The 21,948-nt window shown below is 41.7% G+C and carries 23 protein-coding genes; 18 read left to right on the forward strand and 5 right to left on the reverse strand.

The features are described from left to right. On the forward strand, positions 1-1,851 hold the full coding sequence (locus tag C505_RS0102310; RefSeq protein ID WP_018690984.1) for a DUF885 domain-containing protein: 1,851 nt from the start codon (positions 1-3) through the stop codon (positions 1,849-1,851). A 67-nt stretch (positions 1,852-1,918) separates the two neighbouring features. Here C505_RS0102310 and C505_RS0102315 read toward each other — a convergent pair whose 3' ends face one another. Continuing rightward, positions 1,919-2,452, reverse strand: coding sequence for a type II secretion system protein (locus C505_RS0102315; protein WP_018690985.1), 534 nt, complete (start codon positions 2,450-2,452; stop codon positions 1,919-1,921). Between the two features lie 375 nt (positions 2,453-2,827). Between C505_RS0102315 and C505_RS0102320 the strand changes: the two genes are divergently transcribed. From C505_RS0102320 to C505_RS0102345, 6 genes are all read left to right on the forward strand, one after another. Beyond that, positions 2,828-3,187, forward strand: coding sequence for a hypothetical protein (locus C505_RS0102320; protein ID WP_018690986.1), 360 nt, complete (start codon positions 2,828-2,830; stop codon positions 3,185-3,187). 394 nt (positions 3,188-3,581) lie between these two features. Then, complete coding sequence (locus C505_RS0102325) at positions 3,582-4,037, forward strand: CesT family type III secretion system chaperone (RefSeq protein ID WP_018690987.1); 456 nt, start codon at positions 3,582-3,584, stop codon at positions 4,035-4,037. Between the two features lie 70 nt (positions 4,038-4,107). Further along, the gene (locus C505_RS0102330; protein ID WP_018690988.1) at positions 4,108-5,577 is read left to right on the forward strand and encodes a protein-tyrosine phosphatase family protein; all 1,470 of its coding nucleotides are present in this window, start codon (positions 4,108-4,110) and stop codon (positions 5,575-5,577) included. A 413-nt stretch (positions 5,578-5,990) separates the two neighbouring features. Beyond that, complete coding sequence (xthA, locus tag C505_RS0102335) at positions 5,991-6,800, forward strand: exodeoxyribonuclease III (RefSeq protein WP_018690989.1); 810 nt, start codon at positions 5,991-5,993, stop codon at positions 6,798-6,800. Positions 6,801-6,808: 8 nt separating this feature from the next. Beyond that, positions 6,809-7,468, forward strand: a complete 660-nt coding sequence (locus C505_RS21185) for an energy-coupling factor ABC transporter permease (protein WP_018690990.1) — start codon at positions 6,809-6,811, stop codon at positions 7,466-7,468. Continuing rightward, positions 7,461-8,297 carry a putative RNA methyltransferase gene (locus C505_RS0102345; RefSeq protein ID WP_018690991.1) on the forward strand — a complete coding sequence of 279 codons (837 nt, stop codon included), beginning with the start codon at positions 7,461-7,463 and terminating at the stop codon, positions 8,295-8,297. Before C505_RS21185 ends, C505_RS0102345 begins: the two co-directional genes overlap by 8 nt. A 20-nt stretch (positions 8,298-8,317) precedes the next feature. Here the strand turns inward: C505_RS0102345 and yfbV are convergent, their stop codons facing one another. Further along, positions 8,318-8,764, reverse strand: coding sequence for a terminus macrodomain insulation protein YfbV (gene yfbV / locus C505_RS0102350; protein WP_018690992.1), 447 nt, complete (start codon positions 8,762-8,764; stop codon positions 8,318-8,320). 260 nt (positions 8,765-9,024) lie between these two features. Between yfbV and C505_RS0102355 the strand changes: the two genes are divergently transcribed. The 9 genes from C505_RS0102355 to C505_RS23990 all read left to right on the forward strand — a co-directional run bounded on the left by C505_RS0102355 (position 9,025) and on the right by C505_RS23990 (position 17,159). Beyond that, positions 9,025-10,230 carry an acetate kinase gene (locus tag C505_RS0102355; protein ID WP_026317679.1) on the forward strand — a complete coding sequence of 402 codons (1,206 nt, stop codon included), beginning with the start codon at positions 9,025-9,027 and terminating at the stop codon, positions 10,228-10,230. After that, the gene (pta, locus tag C505_RS0102360) at positions 10,230-12,371 is read left to right on the forward strand and encodes a phosphate acetyltransferase (protein ID WP_018690994.1); all 2,142 of its coding nucleotides are present in this window, start codon (positions 10,230-10,232) and stop codon (positions 12,369-12,371) included. The genes C505_RS0102355 and pta overlap by 1 nt, the downstream gene beginning before the upstream one ends. Positions 12,372-13,120: 749 nt before the next feature. Further along, the gene (locus tag C505_RS0102365; protein WP_018690995.1) at positions 13,121-13,516 is read left to right on the forward strand and encodes an ACT domain-containing protein; all 396 of its coding nucleotides are present in this window, start codon (positions 13,121-13,123) and stop codon (positions 13,514-13,516) included. Positions 13,517-13,524: 8 nt separating this feature from the next. Beyond that, entirely contained in the window at positions 13,525-14,028 is a 504-nt protein-coding gene (locus C505_RS0102370; protein ID WP_018690996.1) for a PTS sugar transporter subunit IIA, read from the forward strand. Between the two features lie 56 nt (positions 14,029-14,084). Next, the gene (locus tag C505_RS0102375) at positions 14,085-14,810 is read left to right on the forward strand and encodes a lysophospholipid acyltransferase family protein (RefSeq protein ID WP_040439030.1); all 726 of its coding nucleotides are present in this window, start codon (positions 14,085-14,087) and stop codon (positions 14,808-14,810) included. A gap of 35 nt (positions 14,811-14,845) precedes the next feature. Continuing rightward, the gene (locus tag C505_RS0102380) at positions 14,846-15,205 is read left to right on the forward strand and encodes an ArsC family reductase (RefSeq protein WP_018690998.1); all 360 of its coding nucleotides are present in this window, start codon (positions 14,846-14,848) and stop codon (positions 15,203-15,205) included. 22 nt (positions 15,206-15,227) lie between these two features. After that, the gene (dapE, locus tag C505_RS0102385) at positions 15,228-16,361 is read left to right on the forward strand and encodes a succinyl-diaminopimelate desuccinylase (RefSeq protein WP_018690999.1); all 1,134 of its coding nucleotides are present in this window, start codon (positions 15,228-15,230) and stop codon (positions 16,359-16,361) included. Continuing rightward, positions 16,358-17,032 (forward strand): M15 family metallopeptidase, encoded by a 675-nt coding sequence (locus tag C505_RS0102390; protein WP_018691000.1) that lies wholly within the window; start codon positions 16,358-16,360, stop codon positions 17,030-17,032. The genes dapE and C505_RS0102390 overlap by 4 nt, the downstream gene beginning before the upstream one ends. Continuing rightward, entirely contained in the window at positions 17,025-17,159 is a 135-nt protein-coding gene (locus tag C505_RS23990) for a DUF2897 family protein (protein WP_018691001.1), read from the forward strand. Before C505_RS0102390 ends, C505_RS23990 begins: the two co-directional genes overlap by 8 nt. A 22-nt stretch (positions 17,160-17,181) precedes the next feature. On the opposite strand, the gene hmpA is transcribed toward C505_RS23990, so the two are convergent. Next, on the reverse strand, positions 17,182-18,390 hold the full coding sequence (gene hmpA / locus C505_RS0102400) for an NO-inducible flavohemoprotein (RefSeq protein ID WP_018691002.1): 1,209 nt from the start codon (positions 18,388-18,390) through the stop codon (positions 17,182-17,184). 186 nt (positions 18,391-18,576) lie between these two features. On the opposite strand from hmpA, the gene C505_RS0102405 reads away from it, so the two are divergent. Together C505_RS0102405 and C505_RS0102410 are read left to right on the forward strand one after the other, a co-directional pair. Beyond that, positions 18,577-19,335, forward strand: coding sequence for a nuclear transport factor 2 family protein (locus C505_RS0102405; protein WP_018691003.1), 759 nt, complete (start codon positions 18,577-18,579; stop codon positions 19,333-19,335). Positions 19,336-19,473: 138 nt separating this feature from the next. Further along, on the forward strand, positions 19,474-19,899 hold the full coding sequence (locus C505_RS0102410) for an Rrf2 family transcriptional regulator (protein ID WP_018691004.1): 426 nt from the start codon (positions 19,474-19,476) through the stop codon (positions 19,897-19,899). Between the two features lie 72 nt (positions 19,900-19,971). Here C505_RS0102410 and C505_RS0102415 read toward each other — a convergent pair whose 3' ends face one another. After that, the gene (locus C505_RS0102415) at positions 19,972-20,880 is read right to left on the reverse strand and encodes a hypothetical protein (RefSeq protein ID WP_018691005.1); all 909 of its coding nucleotides are present in this window, start codon (positions 20,878-20,880) and stop codon (positions 19,972-19,974) included. A 163-nt stretch (positions 20,881-21,043) separates the two neighbouring features. Continuing rightward, positions 21,044-21,748, reverse strand: a complete 705-nt coding sequence (locus tag C505_RS0102420; protein ID WP_018691006.1) for an aspartate/glutamate racemase family protein — start codon at positions 21,746-21,748, stop codon at positions 21,044-21,046. Positions 21,749-21,948 lie beyond the last annotated feature (200 nt).

Genomic DNA, 21,948 nt, shown 5'->3' on the forward strand with positions numbered 1-21,948 from the left:
ATGAAACCCCTAGCATATTTTGTTTGCATCACTTCCCTGCTTACAGGCTGCTCGAATGATGAAGCTGTACCACCAAAAGCAGCCAAAGGTTTACCGGGAGTGAATGTCCAGCAGCAACAGCCGGCCGTTCAGTTGACACAATTACTTGATGATATTTATACCAAGGTTGTGCTCAATAGAAGTCCAATACGTCAATCAGCACTGGGTATTAAAACCGATCAGGATAAATGGGATAACATTTCGAAAGAATACAGAGAACAAACACGTACCATCATTCAACAACAAAAAGCACGTTTACAGACAATTCCTAGAACCAGCCTGTCCGATAGTGACAAGTTAAACCTGACGCTGATGCAGTTCTTTTTAGAACAAAAGGAAAAAGAACTGGAATGGTTTGAATATCAATATATGTTAGATCAGATGAACGGTGTTCAATCGATACTCCCATCAATGCTGATCAATCAACATCAAATTAATACCAAAGAAGATGCGCTTGCTTACATCCAGCGTTTGCGTGGGATGCAGCTCTTTTTCGCTCAAGTGGAAACCATCACAAGGGAGCAGGCAAAAAAAGGTATCCTGCCCCCAAAATTTGTATTTGCTTATGTTCTCCAGGACGCAAGAAATATTTTACAAGGCGCACCATTTGAAGCAGGCAAAGACAGCACGCTTTTAGCCGATTTTAAAAGCAAGCTGGTCAAGACAAAATTATCCAACAAAGAAAAGACCCAGTTGGAAGCTGAAGCAATTGATGCACTAAAAACAGATGTCGCCAAAGCTTACTCTCAGCTAATTAGCTTTGTTCAGCAATTAGCAAAACAGGCTAACAACGAAGATGGTGTTTGGAAGTTTGAAAACGGTGGTAAATATTACAGTTACCGATTAAAAACAACGACCAGTACGAACATGAATGCAATGACCATTCATCAGATTGGCCTTGAAGAAGTATCCAGGATCCACCTGGAAATGAAAAACATCATGACAGAAGTCCAGTTTAAGGGAAGCCTGCAAGACTTCTTCGCCTTTATGCGAAATGACAAACGTTTTACGCTGCCAAATACAGAAGCCGGTCGCCAAGCTTACTTGAACCAGGTCGACCTCAAACTGAAGCAAATGGAATCAAAACTGGACGAGTTGTTTATCACGAAACCAAAAGCAAAGTTAGTCGTGAAGCGTGTGGAGGCCTACCGTGAAAAATCAGCAGGAAAAGCATTCTACACATTCCCATCAATGGATGGTTCGCGTCCTGGTTACTACTACACCAATTTGTATGATATGAAGGATATGCCTACCTACCAGTTAGAGGCATTGGCGTTTCATGAAGGATTACCTGGCCATCATATGCAGGCTTCTATCACGCAGGAACTGGATGAGCTGCCCATGTTTCGTAAGTTCTGGGAATACGATTTTATTTCTGCATATGTTGAAGGATGGGGACTCTACTCTGAGTTAATTCCAAAAGATATTGGCTTCTACGAGGACCCATACTCAGATTTCGGTCGCCTCGCAATGGAGCTTTGGAGAGCCTGTCGCCTTGTCGTCGATACTGGACTGCACGCGAAGCACTGGACAAGAGAACAAGCAATTGATTATTTAAAACGAAATACACCAAATCCTGAGGGCGATATTGTGAAAGCGATTGATCGCTATATTGTCATGCCGGGACAAGCGACTGCTTATAAAATTGGGATGCTTAAAATTCTTACATTGCGTGAAAAAGCAAAGCATAGTTTGAATGAGCGTTTTGATATTCGTGAATTCCACGACATTATCTTAAGAGATGGACCACTTCCACTCAACTTGCTAGAAGCAAACGTGAATCACTGGGTTGATCGAAAACTAAAAATCTAAGTTCTTTTCATCAAAAAAGGGAGCGATGCTCCCTTTTTTAGTCATATGATACTTCGATAACAGCAGATTATGCAGTGTAATCAGCATCCACGTTTACTTTCCCCGTCAATGAATCATAAGAGAAAGAAAGCTTGTTATTTGAAATCAGGGAGTACTTACAAGACTGATCTCCTGTATATTCTGCAAGAAACTCTTTCTCTGTTTCTGCAATGTCATGGGTAACTTGTGTCTCAATACCACCATCCATCATTGCACGCCATAATGAAAGGCAGTCATCCACATTGTTTGTTGTCGGGTTTGCTTCATTTGCACCTAAAAAGTGCTGAGATGGAAAACCTTGAGCATTAAAATCAAGTGTTGCAAGAAGGCCTTTACCGAATACTTCAACGTTTTCTGCTGGGGCTTGTCGGCCGCTAGAAATAAGTTTTAAATGGGCAAGGTCAACAGCGGTTTTATATGCGCCTGCAACAGACTTCACTTTCGAAGCTTGTGCATCATCCTGTAAACTGACAAAACGGGGGGCAGCACTCGCAGCCATAATTCCAAGAACCAACATCACCGTAATTAATTCAATCAGTGTAAAACCTTGATTCAAACGCATCGACAACAACTCCATACAGAAAACAGCAAGAACAATGGCGAAATCGAGGTGTATAATATGGTTATTTTTTAATCAGGTCAACTTTTTTTTAACAATAATTCTCATTTCGGCCAAATATACCTTAATAGTGTCCAAAAATGATGTTCCTATATCAATAACCGCATCTCTTTTATTAAAGAAGATACATGATCAATCAATATGGTGAAGCGACTGAAAGCCATTGATAAAAGCAATAATAAAACTTAAGGATTAATTCATTGAATGAATACCTATAAATTAGACAAAATCATGAGTTGTAAATATAGTTAAATATTAGGAACACAATATGGTACAGCGTTGTACCTTCGTACGCTAAATAGCGAAATGGATCAAAGTATGGTCACAAAGAGCAAAACCTGTAAGCAGGCATCTACCCATAATGAAGATAACGATGAGTTTGTTTTATACGATATCTTACTCACGGTATTCTTACACAATTTCAAGCACCATGTTGGTGACGTCAAATCCCTTCTTACCCAACATAAAAACCTAGAGCTATTACAACTTGTGAATGCCATTCGTGATGTTGCTGTTAACACTGGTTTTATTGATTTATATGAAGCTGCAACCTCCATGAAACACTGTATGTTATCAGAAGCAAGCTTTTTAGCTGAAATGGCAGAGCATTTAGACAATAAACTCAAAGAAGCAATTGAAGATGCTGAGGCACACTTGGATACAATTCATCATCATTAGGAATGTGTTAAAGAATATGTATCAATGTGTAAGTTTCATTTATTCCCTTTGATCAGTCATTTTTCTTATCTTGAAAATCCGCTATAGATGAAGCGATGCATCCATCCAGTTTTCCTACATTAATACATCATACCACTATTCTGATAGCTATCTGTAAGATATTTTCGGATGTTCAATACATGATAATTTCGTTATTTAAAATCTATACTTGATGCAATAATTTACACTTTAACAAAACCTTTTTCGTATTTCAGTTACTGACAGATTAGTAAAGAAACATCAATACAAAGTGGTATTTACCCAGAATGAATAATTTGATTTCTTTTTTAGAATGCTCAATCGGTGACTTGCTAAACACGATAAATGATCGGAATTTTTTAATGAGGCAATTTCCATGAGTGGTGAAAAAATTAAATCGTTAGTCCTACAGCTCCCTTACCTAATGGATATTCAATTAATTGATCAATCCAGTGATGTTGATATGTGGAGTTTAGTAAACGATGAGGGTGTGGATACGACAATCCAGTTCATTTCAGAAAAAAATGAAATTCTCATCTCGATAAATAGTCACATTGCCCTTGATGATCTCAACATTGAAAAGTATCAAATGTTGTTGAAATTCAATTTTCTATATCGTGACACAGGCGGGGCACATTTTGCAGCCAGTACACAGGATGACAGTATTCATTTGCAAATGAGTCAACCTGCCGATATCGATGCAAGTGAACTCTCCCAGATTATGAGTAACTTATTTATCTTAAAAGATAATTGGGCAGAATTATTGAGAGATCAAAGTAAGTCAGAAGTAGATGAAACTATGTACAGTAGCTCATCTATCATTCGAGGTTAAATGACCTCAAAGCAATACAAAAGCGCTACGAGTGCATGATTCATTTATTTAAAAATTAAGGTGTAACATTATGATTGGTAACAGTAATAGCAATATTAGCTCAACTAATTTAAATCAACTTGTCGATAAATTCGGTAATGCCAATGACTCCCAAGAACTACGTTCTAAAGGTCAAGATAATATCTATGTAAAAAACTCTTCCGCGAAGATCTTTAAGAATGAGTCTAGCCGAATCAACCACCAAAACAACGCAAAGCAAGAAGTCAAAGCAATGCTCACAAAGAGCGGGCTTGATGAGACTTCTGCTGACAAGATGATCAGCAGCGTGCTAAGTGGTCGCGACAAGATTACTGTCGGTGATGTCAAAAAGATGCAGAAGCAACTTCATGAAACACTCATTAAAGCAAGCCCTCACTTTCTTGAAGCTCGACCAAATAAAAATGCGGCGACTGAGACACCAAAGTTTTGGGAAAGTAGCAGTAAACCAGGAATGTTTGGCATGTTAGTCCTTAAAGACGGTCGTCCTGAAATGACACTCGTTGATAAGAATGAAATGCTCGAAAAATCTGGTCGTATTGTTCAAGAACAAATCCGTTTAAAAAATACCAAAGCCACGATCTTAAGAGAGATCTCCAATAAGGATACTTCCGGTATTCAAATTATTCGTCCTAAAAAGCAGGAATTCGAAATTCGGATGAATCACCTGAAAGAACAGATGAATGATTTCAAGTTCACCGATCAATTGCATTTAGCATTTGATGAAGCTCGAGATCGTTTTAGTAACATTAAAACAAATATCGCGACAAGCATCAATCCTAAGCTGAATGGAAACCAAGTATCTATTGCAGGTCAAAAGATTGGGATTGCAACCCAGTTTCCATCGAAGGCTCAAGTCGGGGTTCATTTACGTGAAATGATGGATCGCCAAGCACCTGCATTAGCGGCTTTAACAACAAACTCAGAGATGCAAAAAAAGGGACTCACACCTTATTTTACAAAAGGTTATAGCGATGCAAATATCAAGGCGACATCCGATTACGAAGAAACAATTTCTCTTGGTTACACGAAAGACAAGCATGGTCAAATGATTAAAGTTAAAGCTGATATCTATAACTTAACCATTGTGGATAAAAAAACGAAAGCATCTCATCAAGTTCCTGTCATGCACGTGACAAATTGGCCAGATATGACACCCGTTAATGGCAATGTAATGGCGAAAATGGGTAGCCTGATGAATGACTGGTCTGGAGATAGCGGAAATTCCTTCATTCATTGTAACGCTGGTGTTGGAAGAACAGGCCAGGTCCTGGTTGGTATGGCAGCAGAAAGAGTCGATAAAAGTGTCTCTTTAGAGGAAATGGTTACTGATATGCGCTTCAGCCGTAACGCAAACATGGCCCAAACAGAGAGTCAAAGAGCTGCAATGGTCGATTATTTCGAAAGCAAGGGTCGACCCGTATTGAAAGAAGACAAATGGACTGGACAGGACGACGAAGGCGAGTATATCTATAGCACTGACGAATCAGAGTACTACTACTAAGTTGGTCTGAACATCCACCGAAATCTTTGAGGAATTACAGAACCAAATAACCCAGTTGTTTATTCAACTGGGTTATTTGTACTGGATTATTGAGACCTTGAACAAAGAATGCAAAACAGTTAAATCTCATTTTCTACCGGGTTATGTCTGTTTGCCTTATCGACTTTCTCCGCGTGTGCCTGTATCCTCTGTAGTAATATACGCTTGCTCTTTTGGCTTCAGAGCTTTTATTCCTTTATCCGTAAAAATCATATGTGACACCGTATTTTCCATAGAGGCAGTTACAGTAGCACATAGGCCCTGAAATAGGGAATTGCAATATGGTGTAATACGGTATTTTAGAAACGACAACCAATAGTTAAGCAACTGAATTTATTGATTAATTTAATTTAGCAGAATACGATAGCATTAATATGAAATTCATCTCCTTTAATATCAACGGACTTCGTGCGCGTTTGCATCAACTACAAGCCATGATCGATAAACATCAACCTGACGTCATCGGTCTTCAAGAAACCAAAGTTCATGATGAAGCATTCCCTCTCGAAGATGTCGAGGCAATGGGTTATCACGTTGCCTATCATGGACAAAAAGCTCACTATGGTGTCGCTCTCCTCACAAAGCAGGAGCCAGAGTCCCTACAAAAAGGGTATCCAACTGACGAAGAAGATGCACAGCGCCGTATGATCATGGGGACTTTTACACTTGCCAATGGTGAAAAAGTTCGAGTTCTGAATGGCTACTTTCCTCAAGGAGAAAGCCAAGAACATGAAACAAAGTTCCCAGCAAAGCGTCAGTTTTATGCGGATTTAATGAACTACCTTAACGAGTACCACGATCCTTCAGAGCATATTATTGTCATGGGTGACGTGAATATTTCTCCGACCGACTTAGATATTGGTATTGGCGAGAACAATCGTAAGCGTTGGCTAAAAACAGGCAAATGTTCGTTCTTACCAGAAGAAAGAGAATGGTTTGATAAACTCCTCAACTGGGGATTCACAGATTCATTCCGACTACAAAACCCAGAAGTCGACGATCAATTCAGCTGGTTTGACTATCGCTCGAAAGGCTTTGTCGATAACCGCGGCCTGCGCATTGATGTGATCCTGGCAACAGAGTCCCTCATCCCACATTTACAAGAAACAGGCATTGACTATGAATTGAGAGGGACCGAAAAACCATCCGATCACGCACCAATCTGGGCTACTTTTAATCCATAGGCTTACAAATGGAAGCACTGAATACACTCAATGTCATCACAGGAAGTGCACTGATGGTATATTTGCTTCTCGTTTTCCAAAGTGCCAGGCAACTACCCATTGGTCGTATGATTCAAGATACGGCCTATCAGCACCGTATATTTGCCTGCATTTTTTTCCTTGGGTTTATGTGGTCGCTCCGAGCCAGTGTTCTCGATGGCCTTTCGGTTCACCTAGTCTGCCTCACAGCAGCAACACTCATATTCAACTGGCGCGTCGCAACCGTTATTAGTTTTTTTGCCCTGTTGGCTCAAACTGTTTTCGGAGTACAAAGCTGGGCGATGCTTGGTGTCAACGGCATTTTGGGCTGCCTTTTCCCAATTTGGTTCTCTTACGTAGTATTTGTGGTGATCTACAATTATTTGCCAAGGCATTTTTTTATCTATGTCTTCTTATGTTGTTTCCTTACCGCGGGTATCAGCATCATCTTAACAATGTTCAGCTACAGCTTTTTATTTGCTGCGAATGATATCTACTCATGGGAACAGATCCTACAAGGCTACTTGTACTTTTCCGCTTTAGTCTGGTTTCCGGAAGCAACAATGAATGGCATGGCAATAACCCTTATGATCACCTATCGCCCAGAGTGGGTTGCCACATTTTATGAAAAAGAATACCTCAATGACTAATGTATTTTTGACCTATTTTCAGTGTCCTATCTGTCATACATCCTTTCATTTAAAAGACAAACAATTATGTTGTGAAAATAATCACAGCTTTGATCTGGCAAAAGAAGGGTATTATCATCTGCTACCTGTTCAACAAAAAAACTCAAAAATGCCTGGTGATAACTTGGCGATGATGCAGGCAAGACACGCTTTTCTTGCTCAAGGTTTTTATACACCTCTTCAAAAGAAAGTCGTGCAACGGTGTCTAGAAGAGTTTGAAGAAGATGCTTGTGTGTTGGATTTAGGTTGCGGAGAGGGGTATTACACAAAAGCAATTCAAACGTCATTCTCGGGTGATGTCATTGGTATTGATGTGTCCAAAGTTGCGATCCGTTATGCTTCCAAACAAGCGACAGATGTACATTTTGCTGTTGCCTCTGCCAAATCCCTGCCACTCAAGCAAAATAGCTGTGATGGTATCATTAAGATATTCGCGCCTTTCTACCCAGAATCAGCACACCGTGTATTAAAAGAAAATGGAAAGTTGGTCAGTGTGATGCCAGGACCACTTCACCTGCAAGAACTCCGTGCAATGATTTACCCAACTGTTCGTCCACACGAAGTTGAAAGTACACCGGCCGGTTTTCAGCGCATGTTTTTAGAGCAGTTAAAAACGACGATTCTACTCAAAGATGATAGTGATTTAAAAACGCTCATCCAGATGACCCCTTTTGCCTGGAAATTCACACCAGAAAAAATAGCCCATGCAACATCTCGACTTCCTCTTGAGATGACTTTGGATTTTTATATTGCGAGCTACCAATGCTCAGCATCACTAGGCGTCCAATAAGTGCAGTCAAAAAAGTAGATTTAAAAATTATCTTGTTTAAACGCGCGGTCCGTTTCATCAAAGGCCCGCTTGAGTAGATAAGCCAAATCAAAATAACGTGGTTTTGTGTGGAGCTGCGGGACTTCGTTTCCATTGAGGCGAAGCTTTTGCTCCAGCTCGCGATACCATCCTATCAAAGCAATCGAGAGTGTTTCGTTCGCGCGTTTGCCAAGCCAAAGATAACCTTGAACGGGTAGTGACAATAATAGAATGGCAATGGTTAATGCAGAAGGGAGGAAGGTGTTTCCTAAAAAGCTGATTTGTACAACAAGTGAGATGGCGACAAGGGCAGGCATGGTTTTCATTGCAAATTGGGTGGCTTGAATTACCCGTAACTCAGGAAAATACCCCACTAGCTCCTGGCGCACTGGCCATACCTCGCTATAAGTTTGACCGTCCTTAATCAGTGCAAACAAACTTTTTTGCATATTCACTCCAAAAACTGCGTTCTGAACTAACCATAGCATAAAACATCAGGTAAAATACAATTCCTTTTAAAACGCGCACGCTCCATACCAAGGTAGGAGCACAACCTTGTACCAGAAGTGACATCAAAACATCATCTAATTCACCTGAAAGTGCACAGGTGAGTCTACAATTTTTTATACATGTGTGGTTATAAATTGTCTGATGAATCGTCGTGATGAATCGATACGGTGCTTAGCAGTAACTCAACTAAGGAAATAGAATGACTTCTTCTTGCGTACTAGTCCTAAATTGCGGTAGTTCTTCACTAAAATTTGCCGTGATTGACACGCAAAGTGGCAACACTTCTCTGTCTGGACTAGCAGAGAAACTTGGTGAACAAGACCCGCAAATCTCTTGGAAAGTTCAACAGGATAAACAAAAGAAACAACTCCCAGCCCATGCTGCGCATCACGAAGCATTAGAAGCGCTGGTCAATATCATCAAGCAAATGGGCTTTGATACATCATTGATCGCTGTGGGACATCGCGTTGTCCACGGCGGAGAAAACTTCACACAGTCTGTCATCATCAATGAACAAGTCAAAGAAACCATCCGTAAGAAGAGTCAACTTGCCCCACTTCACAATCCAGCAAACCTGCTGGGGATTGATGCTGCTGAGGCTGCTTTTCCTGAACTACCGCAGGTAGCGGTCTTTGATACCGCATTTCACCAGAGCCTTCCGCAAAAAGCATTCTTGTACGCACTACCCTATTCACTTTACCAAAACCACGGCGTTCGTAAATACGGTTTCCACGGTACCAGTCATTATTTCGTTGCGAATGAAGCAGCAAAAGCTCTTGGTAAACCTGTTGAACAATGTAACCTCATCACCGCACACCTCGGAAACGGCTGCTCCATTGCTGCGATCAAAAATGGCGAATCGGTTGATACCAGCATGGGTCTGACACCATTAGAAGGTTTGGTGATGGGAACGCGCAGTGGAGATATCGATCCGGGCATTTTTAACTTTTTAAATGAACAACTCGGGTACGCGCCAGAAGAAATCAACGCAATCCTAAACAAGTCTTCTGGATTGAAAGGCATTTCTGAGATTTCCAATGATTGCCGAAACCTGGAAGAAGCTGCGGAGCAAGTCAACGAACGTGCACAACTGGCGCTCGAAATTTTTGCATACCGTATCGCAAAATATATCGCCAGCTATACAGTGCCATTAGGTCGTCTGGATGCCATTATCTTTACTGGCGGTATTGGTGAAAACTCGTCTTATATTCGCGAGCTAGTTATCCGTCAATTAGCGATTTTCCAACTGGAGTTGGATGAAGAACGTAACCTCGCAGCACGCTTTGGTCAATCAGGTAATATCCTGAAAGACTCAGCAATTCAAGCACTTGTTATTCCTACAAATGAAGAGTGGGTCATTGCAAACGATGCTGCAATGCTGACATCTTCGCAGGAGGAACAATAATGGCAAAACGGCTCATGCTGATCCCAGTTGGAACGAGTGTCGGATTAACGACACTCAGTCTGGGGATTGTCCACGCATTGGAAAGACAAGGGACGAACGTCAACTTTTTCAAGCCTATTTTTCAGCCAAGAAATAGTCAGCAAAAGGCAGAGAAATCAACCGAGATCACAAAACTCTACTCTAACATTACACCAATTGAACCACTTGATGTTGCTTATGCTGAGCAAATGATTGGTGATGGTAAAGGGGATGTGCTTCTCGAAGAAATCGTCGAACGCTTCGAACAAAACGTTGCTGATGATGAAGTCGCCATTATCGAAGGGATGGTTCCAACCAGAAAACAGCCATATGCTGGTCGGGTCAATCGCGAAATTGCACAGACACTTGGTGCTGATGTCGTTTTCGTCCTCACACCGGGCAATGATTCACTGGATGAAATTGAAGATAAATTAGAAATCGCTGCAGCAAATTACGGCGGTATCAAGTCTAAACGTGTTCTTGGCTGTATCTTTAACAAGGTCAATGCGCCAATTGATGAGGAAGGTCGCGCAAGAGCCGACCGGGCAGACTTATTCGATCCGGAGAAAGAAAAGGACGCAGTCCGACGTGTACAGAGCATCTCATTATTTAGAAAAAGTAATTTCCAGTTGCTTGGTTCAATCCCATGGGAATTCGACCTGATCGCACCTCGCGTCAAGGACTTGGTGAACGATCTCGGTGCAAAAGTTATTTCTGCGGGAGACATGGAACACCGACGTCTTCGTAGCGTCACTTTTTGTGCAAGGACAGTTGCGAATGTATTAAATCATGTGAAACCAGGTGTCCTGCTCGTGACGCCAGGAGATCGCAGTGATGTCATCGTCGCGGCCGCGCTCGCAGCAATGAACGGAACTAAAATCGGTGCATTGTTACTCACGGGTGGATTTGATCCACAGCCAAATATTATGGAGCTGTGTCAACAAGCATTCGATACAGGACTTCCTGTTCTTCTCACAGACGATGATACATGGCAAACATCACTCAAGTTACAACGATTTAATGTTGAAGTACCAAGTGATGACTCCCAGCGGATTGAACGGGTGAAAGATCACATTGCAAGACACATTGATGAAGACTGGCTTGCGAGTCTGATGAAGCACGCGCCACAAATCAATAAACTCTCCCCTGCGGCTTTCCGTTACAAGCTAACTTCGTTGGCACAAAAAGCCAACAAGACCGTTGTTTTACCTGAAGGAAACGAGCCAAGAACCATCAAAGCCGCAGCAATGTGTGCTGAGCGACGAATTGCAAACTGTATTCTATTAGGAGATCGTGAAGAGATCCTTCGGATTGCAGAGCAGCAAGGTGTCAGTCTAAATGGTGGTGTTGAAGTCGTTCAACCTGAAGATATTCGTGAAGACTATGTCGCACCAATGGTTGAGATGAGAAAACATAAAGGTTTGACAGAAGTTGTTGCGCGAGAACAGTTAGAAGACAACGTCGTCCTAGGCACAATGATGGTTGCGACGAATAAAGTCGACGGCTTGGTTTCCGGCGCGGTGAATACAACAGCGAATACCATCCGTCCTTCCCTTCAGTTAATCAAGACATCACCGGACTACAACCTCGTATCATCCATCTTCTTTATGCTGCTCCCTGATCAGGTTCTGGTCTATGGGGACTGCGCAATTAACCCAGATCCGAGTGCAGAACAATTGGCAGATATTGCGATCCAGTCCGCTGACTCTGCGGCAGCATTTGGAATAGAGCCTAAAGTCGCCATGATCAGTTACAGTACAGGTAGCTCAGGGAGTGGTGCAGACGTAGATAAAGTCCGTGACGCAACGAAACTTGCCAAAGAAAAACGTCCAGATCTTGTGATCGATGGACCGTTGCAGTACGACGCAGCAATCATCGAAAACGTTGCGAAAAAGAAAGCGCCAGAAAGCCCTGTTGCTGGTCAGGCAACTGTCTTTATCTTCCCTGACCTTAACACCGGGAATACAACCTACAAGGCTGTACAGCGAAGTGCTGACCTCATCAGTATTGGTCCAATGCTGCAAGGCCTCCGCAAGCCAGTCAATGATCTGTCCCGTGGAGCGCTAGTCGATGACATCATCTATACGATTGCATTGACAGCGATTCAAGCGTCTAGCCAATAAGACCATGGATGGGTCTTTCAGTGGACCCATCTCATTACTGTAAATTTATCCACACCTTCTTTTTTCTGATGAATCAATCTCCCTTCATAGCAAAAGTTCGTATCAAGAAAAAAACAAAAAATGCGATAAAATACCTTGATTATTCCCAGATAAAGTTGTATTTGATTATCCAAAATTAAGAAAGTTTATGTTTTTGGCCTTTTTAACTGGTTTTACATCGGTGTGTTGCTAACCAATTTTCGTGCCAATACACTTAACTCAAAAAATTCAGTTACTTAAAATCAAATATTCAATTAATCAACAAAGTTATCCACAAATTCTGTGGACAAGATCCTGTCAATATTGACGTCGTTTTTATTCCGAATCACAAATAAAAACTATAAAAAAAGTTATCTTTACAGCATTTTGATGACAAAGACGCGATTATTTCGACTTACCTTTACCTTGTTTTGTTCTCAAATACAATCATTGCACGTGAAAGTAAGCTGTTTTTTCACAAGTCAATGAAATTTGTTGCCGTGTGTATTTCAAGGATCAACACGATTCTGACTATACTTAATTGAAATTACACAGCGAATGCTGCAAATTTTTTCAAGTTGTTTTCAGGGAAGCCATGCAGTCGAGTGTGCTTTCTTTTAATCCAGAAGGATGCGTTTTCATTCCAGGATGGGAGCGCGTTGCACGAAATAGGAAAAACCATGGTCGGAGCTTATTTCATCATCAATCAGAATGAACTGTGAGGCCGATTCATGGGAAAGCAAACACTTGAATTAATGAATGAGACCTTTACCATCCACAGCTTTTCTCCCGCTGACGCAATCCCTGATGAGGTCTATGCCGCACCGATTTACTTTATTGGTAAAACCTATGATGAGCTTTCCATCGTTGTACCAAGTAATGTCAAACTCAATAGTCAGGAGTCGGAATCAGGCTGGGGAAGTTTGGAGGTTCTTGGTCCATTGGGTTTTTCGATGACTGGAATTTTGTCAAAAATATCTGGAGTACTTGCAGAATCTAGAGTGAGCATTTTTGCGATTTCAACCTTTGATACAGATTATATTTTAGTGAAGCAGGAAATGATCCCAAAGGCCATTGAAGCGCTTAGGCTTAAGGGATACACTGTCGTCACTCAAAGCCATGAGTAACGAAATATATGTCGAACGTGCATTTCGTTGATGCTCCAGGGAAAGGGATCAAGCTCTTGGCTCCCGCCTCAGGTGAGGTTCTCCCACTCAGTCGAAGCAAACAAGTCATGATCAGTTCTGGAATGCTTGGAGACGGTGTTGTTCTTGCGATGTCAGGAAATTGTGTCTGTGCGCCCACTCAATGTAAACTCAGTCTCCGTCAACCGACTGCAAAGCAAATTAAACTCACCACTAAGCATGGTTTAGAGCTCCTCTTTACACTGCCAGAACACATCGAGACTTTGATGGGACATGGACTCAACTGGAAAGCGAAACAGGGTGAACAACTCCACCCAGGGCAAGCCATTTTTGAGTTTGATCCGCTGTTGCTTCGAAAACACTGTACCGCGCCTTATGCAATGAGTGTGACTGTCCTGAATTACCACCTCGTGCAACAAATTACCTGCCACAGAAAACGTGTTACAGCAGCAGAAGATGTGTTGCTCACTATCCATCCAAAACAGACAACTTGAGCCCTGTCCCTAAAGTCACTAGAATCCTGTTCGATAAAATCGATCATGGACTCATTATGCAAACCTTCAGTACTCTAATTAGATATTTTTTTCTCGCCCTCCTGATGCCGCCTTTTTATCTCACTGCGCTTGTCGTAGGTGTGTTCCATCGCGGTTATGCATGGCGGATCATCGCACGATGGAATGGGTTGTTACTGAGACTATTCGACGTGAAGGTCCGCGTAGAGTATGAACATGGTACCAACTTTAAGAATGGTGGTGTCATCGTCGGACTCAACCAAGAGAGCGTCCTTGAAACAACCATTGGCATTGTTGCTTCTCCGAAATACTTTCGTGGGATCTGGAACTTCGAGTATGCCCTGATTCCATTTGCAGGCTGGATCGCCTTTATTTTCGGCTGGGTGATCATTCGCCAGCGTCCCAATCAAGCATTAAAACAACTTGAAAAAGCAAAAAACTATATTCAAAAGGGTGGCTTGGTTTACTTATCCATTGAAGGGAAACGCTCACCAGATGGTACATTAAGCCCTTATAAGAAAGGACCTGTCGTATTGGCCATTGATGCGCAAGCCGATATTCATCCCATTATTGTCGAAGGTGCTGGACAGTGCCTTGGTTATGGTGAATGGAAAATTAAACCAGGAACTGTGACTTTCAAGGTATTAAAGCCTGTTTCTACGAAAGGACTCACTTATGACGATCGCGATTTGCTTGTGCAACAGCTCCGAGAAATGGCGCTGAAACATCGTCAACAAACCGCGACAAACGCCCAGGGAAACTGATAGACTCAGATTATTTGGAAGTAAGAGAAATAACAGTGTCAAACCAAAAGCCAGTCCTTTTTGGGATCAAAAACTGCGATACCATCAAAAAGGCAAGAAAATGGCTGGAAAGCCAATCGATTGACTATACCTTTCATGACTACCGTGTGGATGGGATCAATACTGAATTGCTGGAAAAATTCGAGCAACACCTGAGTTGGGAAGATCTGGTCAACAAACGCGGGACAACCTACCGTCAGCTGGATGATACACAGAAAGAAAACATGAGCCGTGATAACGCCTTTGCGCTATTAGTTGAATACCCAGCAATGGTGAAACGTCCTGTCCTTCATGTCAACGGTGAACATCACCTTGGCTTTAAAGCTGAAAACTACGCAGCTATTTTTGGAAAATAAACGCTTTAGGAAACCGATACCAATGGTGAAAAAAGAAGTTACAGAACTCACCAAAGCATTGATTGAACGCCGCTCAATCACACCCGAAGATGCTGGTTGCCAGCTACTTATGGCTGAGCGATTAGAGCCAATTGGGTTTCATATTGAGTCCATGTACTTCGTCGACACTCTCAATATGTGGGCCAGAAAAGGCAAAGACGGCCCTGTATTTTGTTTTGCTGGACATACAGATGTTGTCCCTACAGGCCCAGAAGCTCAGTGGCGCTTCCCACCATTCCAACCAACCCTTGATGGCGATATGCTCTATGGGCGTGGTGCAGCGGACATGAAAGGCAGTTTGGCAGCTATGGTCGTTGCAACCGAACGGTTCATCAAAAAACACCCTGATCACAAAGGCTCAATCGCGTTTTTAATCACATCTGATGAGGAAGGACCATTCGTCAACGGTACAACCCGTGTCATTGACACGTTAGAAGCCCGCAACGAAAAAATCGATTGGTGCATTGTCGGCGAGCCATCCAGTACGGATAATGTCGGTGATGTCATTAAAAACGGCCGACGTGGCAGCTTAACAGGTGATCTCATCGTCAAAGGTGTTCAAGGTCATGTTGCTTACCCGCACCTTGCCGAAAACCCATGTCATAGTGCAGCACCAGCTTTAACGGAGCTCACACAAGAAACCTGGGATGAAGGCAATGAATTCTTCCCGGCCACCAGCTTCCAAATCGCAAATATCCAAGCTGGTACTGGAGCAAGTAATGTGATCCCGGGTGAACTTCATGTGCAATTTAATTTCCGTTATTCCACAGAAGTCACTGCAGATGAGCTGCAAACAAAAGTTGAAAATATTCTTCAGCAGCATCAACTCAACTTTACGATCCAATGGAAGCTGAATGGCCTACCATTTTTAACCGATCATGGCGCTTTATTAGAGGCCGCTGTCGAGTCTGTGGATCATGTCACAGGACAAAAGCCACAATTACTGACGTCTGGTGGAACTTCTGATGGGCGGTTCATTGCACCAACAGGTGCAGAAGTCATCGAACTAGGCCCTTGTAACGCCACAATCCATAAAGTTGATGAATGCGTCAGTAGCTCAGATATAGAGCAACTCGCCTTGATGTACGAAGGGATCCTGGAGCGTTTGCTGACATGAAGCTGACTCAGCAAATCGCCACTGGTTTAACAGAGCAGCACCTTGTTCCATTTGAGCAGGTACAAGTCCACAAGGATGTGGTACAAGCGCTTCGTGAACTGATTCAAGCTGCAAAGGATGCTGGTTTTGATCTGTCCATTGCTTCAGCCTTCCGTCATTTCGAGCGGCAAAAATTCATCTGGGAAAATAAATACCAAGGTCATCGTCCAGTTTACGCTCTCGATGGCCAAGAAGTCGATATTCACTCTCTCGAAGGCTGGGAGCGCTGTCAAGCTATTTTGCTCTACTCAGCTTGTCCAGGTGGTAGCCGCCACCATTGGGGGGCTGACTTTGATATATTTGACCGTTCGGCGGTTTCCGACGACTACCAGCTTCAACTCATCGAATCAGAATATACCCAAGGCGGTCCATTTCACCCACTCTCACAATGGTTGAAATCACACGCTGCTGAATTCGGCTTCTTTTTTCCATATCAGCAATACCAAAATGGGGTCGCTCCTGAACCATGGCACATCAGTTATCGACCACTCGCAACAGAATATTTGGATACGCTGGATCAAAATACACTCAATTCAGTATTCTCAATGCAAAACTTTTCTGGTAAAGATGTTCTAAAAGAATACAGTGCGCAATTGCTGCAACAATTTATCAGGAATATTTGCTATGAATAATGTCACACTGATCGTTGTCGTCGCCCTTGTCTTTGGGGTTATTGTCGGAAATATCATGCTGCTCAAGTACAGCGCAAAATTTAAAATGAAGAAAGACGATAATTTAAAGATTGAAGAGAAAGAATAGGCATTCCTTTGCCTACTCAAAATCACAATACCTTCGAAGGGCCAAACGTTTCGTAGTGGATCTGCTGGTCTGGGATCCCTAACGCTTTGAGTTGTTGATATGTACTTTTCATCATTGGGTGTGGGCCACAGAAGTAATATTCTGCTTCTGGGTGAAGATATTCATTATTGACCAGTCGTGATAAATCAATTCTACCCGACTGGTTGCCTGTCCCTACATCTTCCTCAGATTCATAAAAATTGATCACGTTCAGATTACCCATTTGAAGTTCCAGACTTTCAATATGCTGTTTAAATGCATGCGTTTTGGAATTCAAAGTACCATGAATGTAAGTAATGGGACGGTTAGAATTCGTGGCATGTAAATGTTCCAACATACTCACGAGTGGTGTACAACCAATCCCACCGGAAATCAGGACAACCGGTTTCTGGGAATTTTTCTGCAAATAAAAATCCCCAACAGGTGGCGCCAAACGGATGATATCTCCTTCCTGTACGTGATCATGAAGAAAATTGGATATCGTGCCATCTGGCTTTTCTGGTGAGTTAAACTGTTCTCGTTTAACACTGATCCGATAATGATCTAACTCAGGCCTTGCAGACAAGCTATATTGGCGAATTTCTTGATAATCAAGACGGTCATCTTGAATGTACACACCGACATATTGACCCGGTTGGAATGATACTGGCATTTGGCCATCTTTAGGATATAGATAGAACGAGCTCACAAGGGCTGTTTCCGCGACTTTACGTTTGACAATAAACTCACGAGTCGCACGCCACCCACCAAGTTCACTTTCCTTTTCAGAATAAATTTGCTCTTCACGCGCAATGAGGATGTCTGCCAGCATCTGATACCCTTCAACCCACGCAGCTTTTATTTCATCCGTAAAAGCGTCCTGTAATACATCCTGAATCGCCTCAATTAGATATTTTCCAACTATGGGATAATGCTCGGGTAAAATACCTAGACTGGCGTGTTTATGTGCGATCCGCTCAACAAGCGGTAGAAGATCAGCTAACCGATCGATATGTTGCGCATAAGAATAAACCGCTTGCGCCAAGGCTTTCTTCTGTGTTCCTTCCGACTGATTCGACATATTAAAAATGTGCTTTAATGCCGGGTGCGCAGAAAACAACAAATGATAAAAGCGATCAGTAATCGCGACACCATGTTCAGCAAGCACAGGTGCTGTAGATTGAATAATCGTCATGGTTTGCTGGGAAAGCATAAACACTCCTTAAGTTGCAAAATAAATACATATTTAATTTGTTGCATTCTAAATGTATGTTAATTCCCTGTCCAGTATATTGTTTATGAATGGAAGGTTTAAAATAAAATCAATTCGGATGGCGATTAAATCGAAATCGCTGGTTTAGCGCATTCAATGTGACAAGGTATATCTTTAGGAATAACAATGACGAACAAAGAGAAAGTTTACAAACTACTGAAAGGAATAGAAACGGGCGACTCGGAGGCTGCCTCCGTGGTCAATGAAAGCAAATATATTCAACACAACCCACACACTCAAGAAGGTAATGTTGGACTCGCCGAATTATTTAAACGACTCTCAAAGACAGGCCCAAAAGTGACGATGGTCCGTGCATTTGAAGACTCGAACTATGTATTTGCTCATATGCAATATGATTTTTCGAGTGTAAAAGTCGCATTTGAAGTATTTCGCTTTGAAGATGGTTTTGCCGTAGAGCATTGGGATAACCTGCAACCCATTGATGGTCCAAACCCATCTGGTCATGGAATGCTGGATGGCCCAACAACCGCCGAAGATCATCACCTCACTGAAATAAACCGGAAACTTGTTGGATCCTATGTCAACAATGTATTAATCAAGAAAAAGCTGGAAACGATTTCTGATTTTGTGTGTGATAAATTGTTTGTTCAGCACAATCCTAAACTTGCTGATGGTTTAGCGCCAATACGAGCAACTTTGGAGTCAAAAACAAAAGGAAACGACGATCTGAAATACCTTCAACTTCATCGCTTATTGGCCGAAGGAAACTTTGTTTTAAGTGTTTGTGAAGGCGAATATGAAGGGAAAATATGCGCTTTCTATGATCTTTACAGGATACAACAAGGAAAAATAGTTGAGCATTGGGATACGATCGAAGAAGTTCCACCTCGTTCTGAATGGAAAAATGATAACGGTAAATTTTAATGGAACACTTTTCCTTTAATATCTTTTTTGCATCATCCAGAGAGTTAATGAGGAACAATGCTCCTATACAATCTTGCGGGTATAAACTTAGCCCTCTTCTAGTGGTATCATATGCAGATCTAGATTTGAGGGTGGGCCATGCAATTATCTAAACATACTGACTACAGCTTACGTGTCTTAATGTATTTGGGATGTCACCCGAATGACCAACTTGCAAAAGTCAGTGACATTTCTGCACGTTACGATATCTCACAAAACCATTTGGTGAAAGTCGTTCACCGTTTGGGTAAACTCGGTTACGTGCAGACGATCCGAGGCAAGAATGGTGGTATTCGATTACAGCGAGCGCCTGGGTCGATTAATTTAGGACAATTGGTTATTGATATGGAAGCAACCGTGACACCAATTAATTGCCAACAAGAAGGTTGTATTCTGACTGGTATGTGTCATTTAAAGCCTATTTTAGATGAAGCAATGAATGCTTTCTTAGATACAATGCGTCAATATTCTTTAGCTGATTTAATGAAAAACTCTCCTCAATTGATCCAACGCTTTCGACTCTAATGACAATTGCGTGTCTCATATCCCCACCCTGTTGGTGGGGAAAACGAGTATTTTATAGGATGCTATTGCGCGCTACTTCGAATGACATAGGTTGTGATATCGATATTCAATATGCCGATCAAAATTTGGAATTCTGCCATTTGCGTTTAAATCATCAAACTCTTCTTGGGAGATATGCTGTTGATCTAACAGTAACTTTTTATGAGCATTGCAATCCTCTACACCATAAAATCCATCAAAATAAGGCGGGATATCCACAAAACATTGCATGGCTTCAAGCGTTGGGTCTAAACCTTTCCCATCCAGTGAGATATGAACCGATGACGCTTTCGTACGACTCTCCATCTTCATATTCAAATTGATATTTCCTAAAGCCGGTATCCTTGGGAATGGACTTTCTAACGTTAAGTTCTTCGTCTGCAATGATAAATCGTAGGGCTTATCCAATTGATGATTGAAATCAACTTTCACGATTTGCTCACTTAGCGAACCGTACCGACCATAACACAGGGGTTCATCCTGGCTTTGCTTTTTGCACTGTGCCCATGCTTTTTCAGCTTCAGGAGAAGCTTCTGAAGTAAGGCGTTGTGTTAGTCGATTTGTATTGGTAGGCATATCTTTACATGAGTCTTCAAGCCACTGCTCAAAATCAAGCGTATGTGTTTGATAGCGAGAAAAGATATTGTCAAATAATTCTCTCTTTTTCTGATAAGCGATACCATTTTTATCCGATAAAGATAGATTATCGTACTTTGTACACATCCAAAGTTTTAATGCATAGCGTCTTTCATATTCCAATGGGATTGTAAGGTATTCATCTTGAATATCATTCACAAGATTTACATCGCATTGGTAATGTTCCATTTTGATAAAGTTTACTTTTTTTACTGACTGTTCTTGAGATGGTTTTTCAGAAGAACCACCGCATCCAGTCAAAAAACTAGCAACAAAGGCAGGTAAGATAGCGCGAGATAAAGACATATCAACTCCTTAATTAATTTCCTTTTACCTGATTACAGGCGAGCGCATTCTATACATAAAACAACACATATAAATAGAGCATGTTGAAAAAAACATGATTTTTTACAAACAAATAAGAATAAAGATTGAATTATATTGAGAGAATTCAAAGATAATATCCTGGTTAAATAAGATGCTCGGAAAGAGCAAGGTCAACAGCAGCTCTAGCATGAATAGCCGTTGTATCAAATAAAGGCAGATCCAGATGCTGTTGTTCAAGTAACATGGCGATTTCCGTGCACCCCAAGATCACCCCCTCTGCACCTTTCTTTTGCAGCTTATGAGTCACTTCAATATAGCGCTCTCTTGATACAGAGCTGATCTTATCTCTACAAAGCTCTTGAAAAATTACGTCATGAATATATTGACGATCCGTTTGATCTGGTACGACTACATCAATCCCAAACTGGCCTTTCAACCTTCCTTTATAAAAGTCTTGTTCCATGGTAAAACGCGTGCCGAGTAACCCAACTTTTTGGATCCCATTCTTGGTTAACTGCTTTGCAGTTGCATCCGCAATATGCAGCAATGGGATATCAATCGAGCTTTGGACGTGTAAAGCAACTTTATGCATCGTGTTTGTACATATCAGTAAAAAGTCAGCTCCGGCCTTCTCAAGATGACTCGCGGCACAACTTAACTTTTCGCCTGCCTTATCCCACTCACTAGAGCGCTGTAAAGCTTCAATCTCATGAAAGTCCACACTGTACAAACAAAGTTTTGCTGAGTGTAAACCACCAAGGCGAGCCTGAACTTCTTGATTAATCAGCCTGTAATAGCTCTCCGTTGATGTCCAGCTCATCCCACCAAGTAAACCGATTGTCTTCATTGACTCCCTCCTTTTTTGATCAAAATCATACAACAAAGAACGACCCATTATAGAAACTTAAACAAAGAAAGTCCGAACTTTTTCGGAATAAACCTCTTTCACTTATTAGTCTATTTTCTTTACTTTCTTTAAGTTCCTCCCCAAACTTTAGTTATATCAATGCGTGAGTTAAAACCATGGCAATTTTGAGAATTTTGAGA

Source organism: Algicola sagamiensis DSM 14643, from assembly GCF_000374485.1.
Taxonomy (GTDB): Bacteria; Pseudomonadota; Gammaproteobacteria; order Enterobacterales; family Alteromonadaceae; genus Algicola; species Algicola sagamiensis.

Coding starts and splice junctions, on each gene's coding strand:
- C505_RS0102310 (WP_018690984.1), top strand. CDS start 1: ATGAAACCCCTAGCATATTTTGTTTGCATCACTTCCCTGCTTACAGGC.
- C505_RS0102315 (WP_018690985.1), bottom strand. CDS start 2,452: ATGCGTTTGAATCAAGGTTTTACACTGATTGAATTAATTACGGTGATG.
- C505_RS0102320 (WP_018690986.1), top strand. CDS start 2,828: ATGGTCACAAAGAGCAAAACCTGTAAGCAGGCATCTACCCATAATGAA.
- C505_RS0102325 (WP_018690987.1), top strand. CDS start 3,582: ATGAGTGGTGAAAAAATTAAATCGTTAGTCCTACAGCTCCCTTACCTA.
- C505_RS0102330 (WP_018690988.1), top strand. CDS start 4,108: ATGATTGGTAACAGTAATAGCAATATTAGCTCAACTAATTTAAATCAA.
- xthA (WP_018690989.1), top strand. CDS start 5,991: ATGAAATTCATCTCCTTTAATATCAACGGACTTCGTGCGCGTTTGCAT.
- C505_RS21185 (WP_018690990.1), top strand. CDS start 6,809: ATGGAAGCACTGAATACACTCAATGTCATCACAGGAAGTGCACTGATG.
- C505_RS0102345 (WP_018690991.1), top strand. CDS start 7,461: ATGACTAATGTATTTTTGACCTATTTTCAGTGTCCTATCTGTCATACA.
- yfbV (WP_018690992.1), bottom strand. CDS start 8,764: ATGCAAAAAAGTTTGTTTGCACTGATTAAGGACGGTCAAACTTATAGC.
- C505_RS0102355 (WP_026317679.1), top strand. CDS start 9,025: ATGACTTCTTCTTGCGTACTAGTCCTAAATTGCGGTAGTTCTTCACTA.
- pta (WP_018690994.1), top strand. CDS start 10,230: ATGGCAAAACGGCTCATGCTGATCCCAGTTGGAACGAGTGTCGGATTA.
- C505_RS0102365 (WP_018690995.1), top strand. CDS start 13,121: ATGGGAAAGCAAACACTTGAATTAATGAATGAGACCTTTACCATCCAC.
- C505_RS0102370 (WP_018690996.1), top strand. CDS start 13,525: ATGTCGAACGTGCATTTCGTTGATGCTCCAGGGAAAGGGATCAAGCTC.
- C505_RS0102375 (WP_040439030.1), top strand. CDS start 14,085: ATGCAAACCTTCAGTACTCTAATTAGATATTTTTTTCTCGCCCTCCTG.
- dapE (WP_018690999.1), top strand. CDS start 15,228: ATGGTGAAAAAAGAAGTTACAGAACTCACCAAAGCATTGATTGAACGC.
- C505_RS0102390 (WP_018691000.1), top strand. CDS start 16,358: ATGAAGCTGACTCAGCAAATCGCCACTGGTTTAACAGAGCAGCACCTT.
- C505_RS23990 (WP_018691001.1), top strand. CDS start 17,025: ATGAATAATGTCACACTGATCGTTGTCGTCGCCCTTGTCTTTGGGGTT.
- hmpA (WP_018691002.1), bottom strand. CDS start 18,390: ATGCTTTCCCAGCAAACCATGACGATTATTCAATCTACAGCACCTGTG.
- C505_RS0102405 (WP_018691003.1), top strand. CDS start 18,577: ATGACGAACAAAGAGAAAGTTTACAAACTACTGAAAGGAATAGAAACG.
- C505_RS0102410 (WP_018691004.1), top strand. CDS start 19,474: ATGCAATTATCTAAACATACTGACTACAGCTTACGTGTCTTAATGTAT.
- C505_RS0102415 (WP_018691005.1), bottom strand. CDS start 20,880: ATGTCTTTATCTCGCGCTATCTTACCTGCCTTTGTTGCTAGTTTTTTG.
- C505_RS0102420 (WP_018691006.1), bottom strand. CDS start 21,748: ATGAAGACAATCGGTTTACTTGGTGGGATGAGCTGGACATCAACGGAG.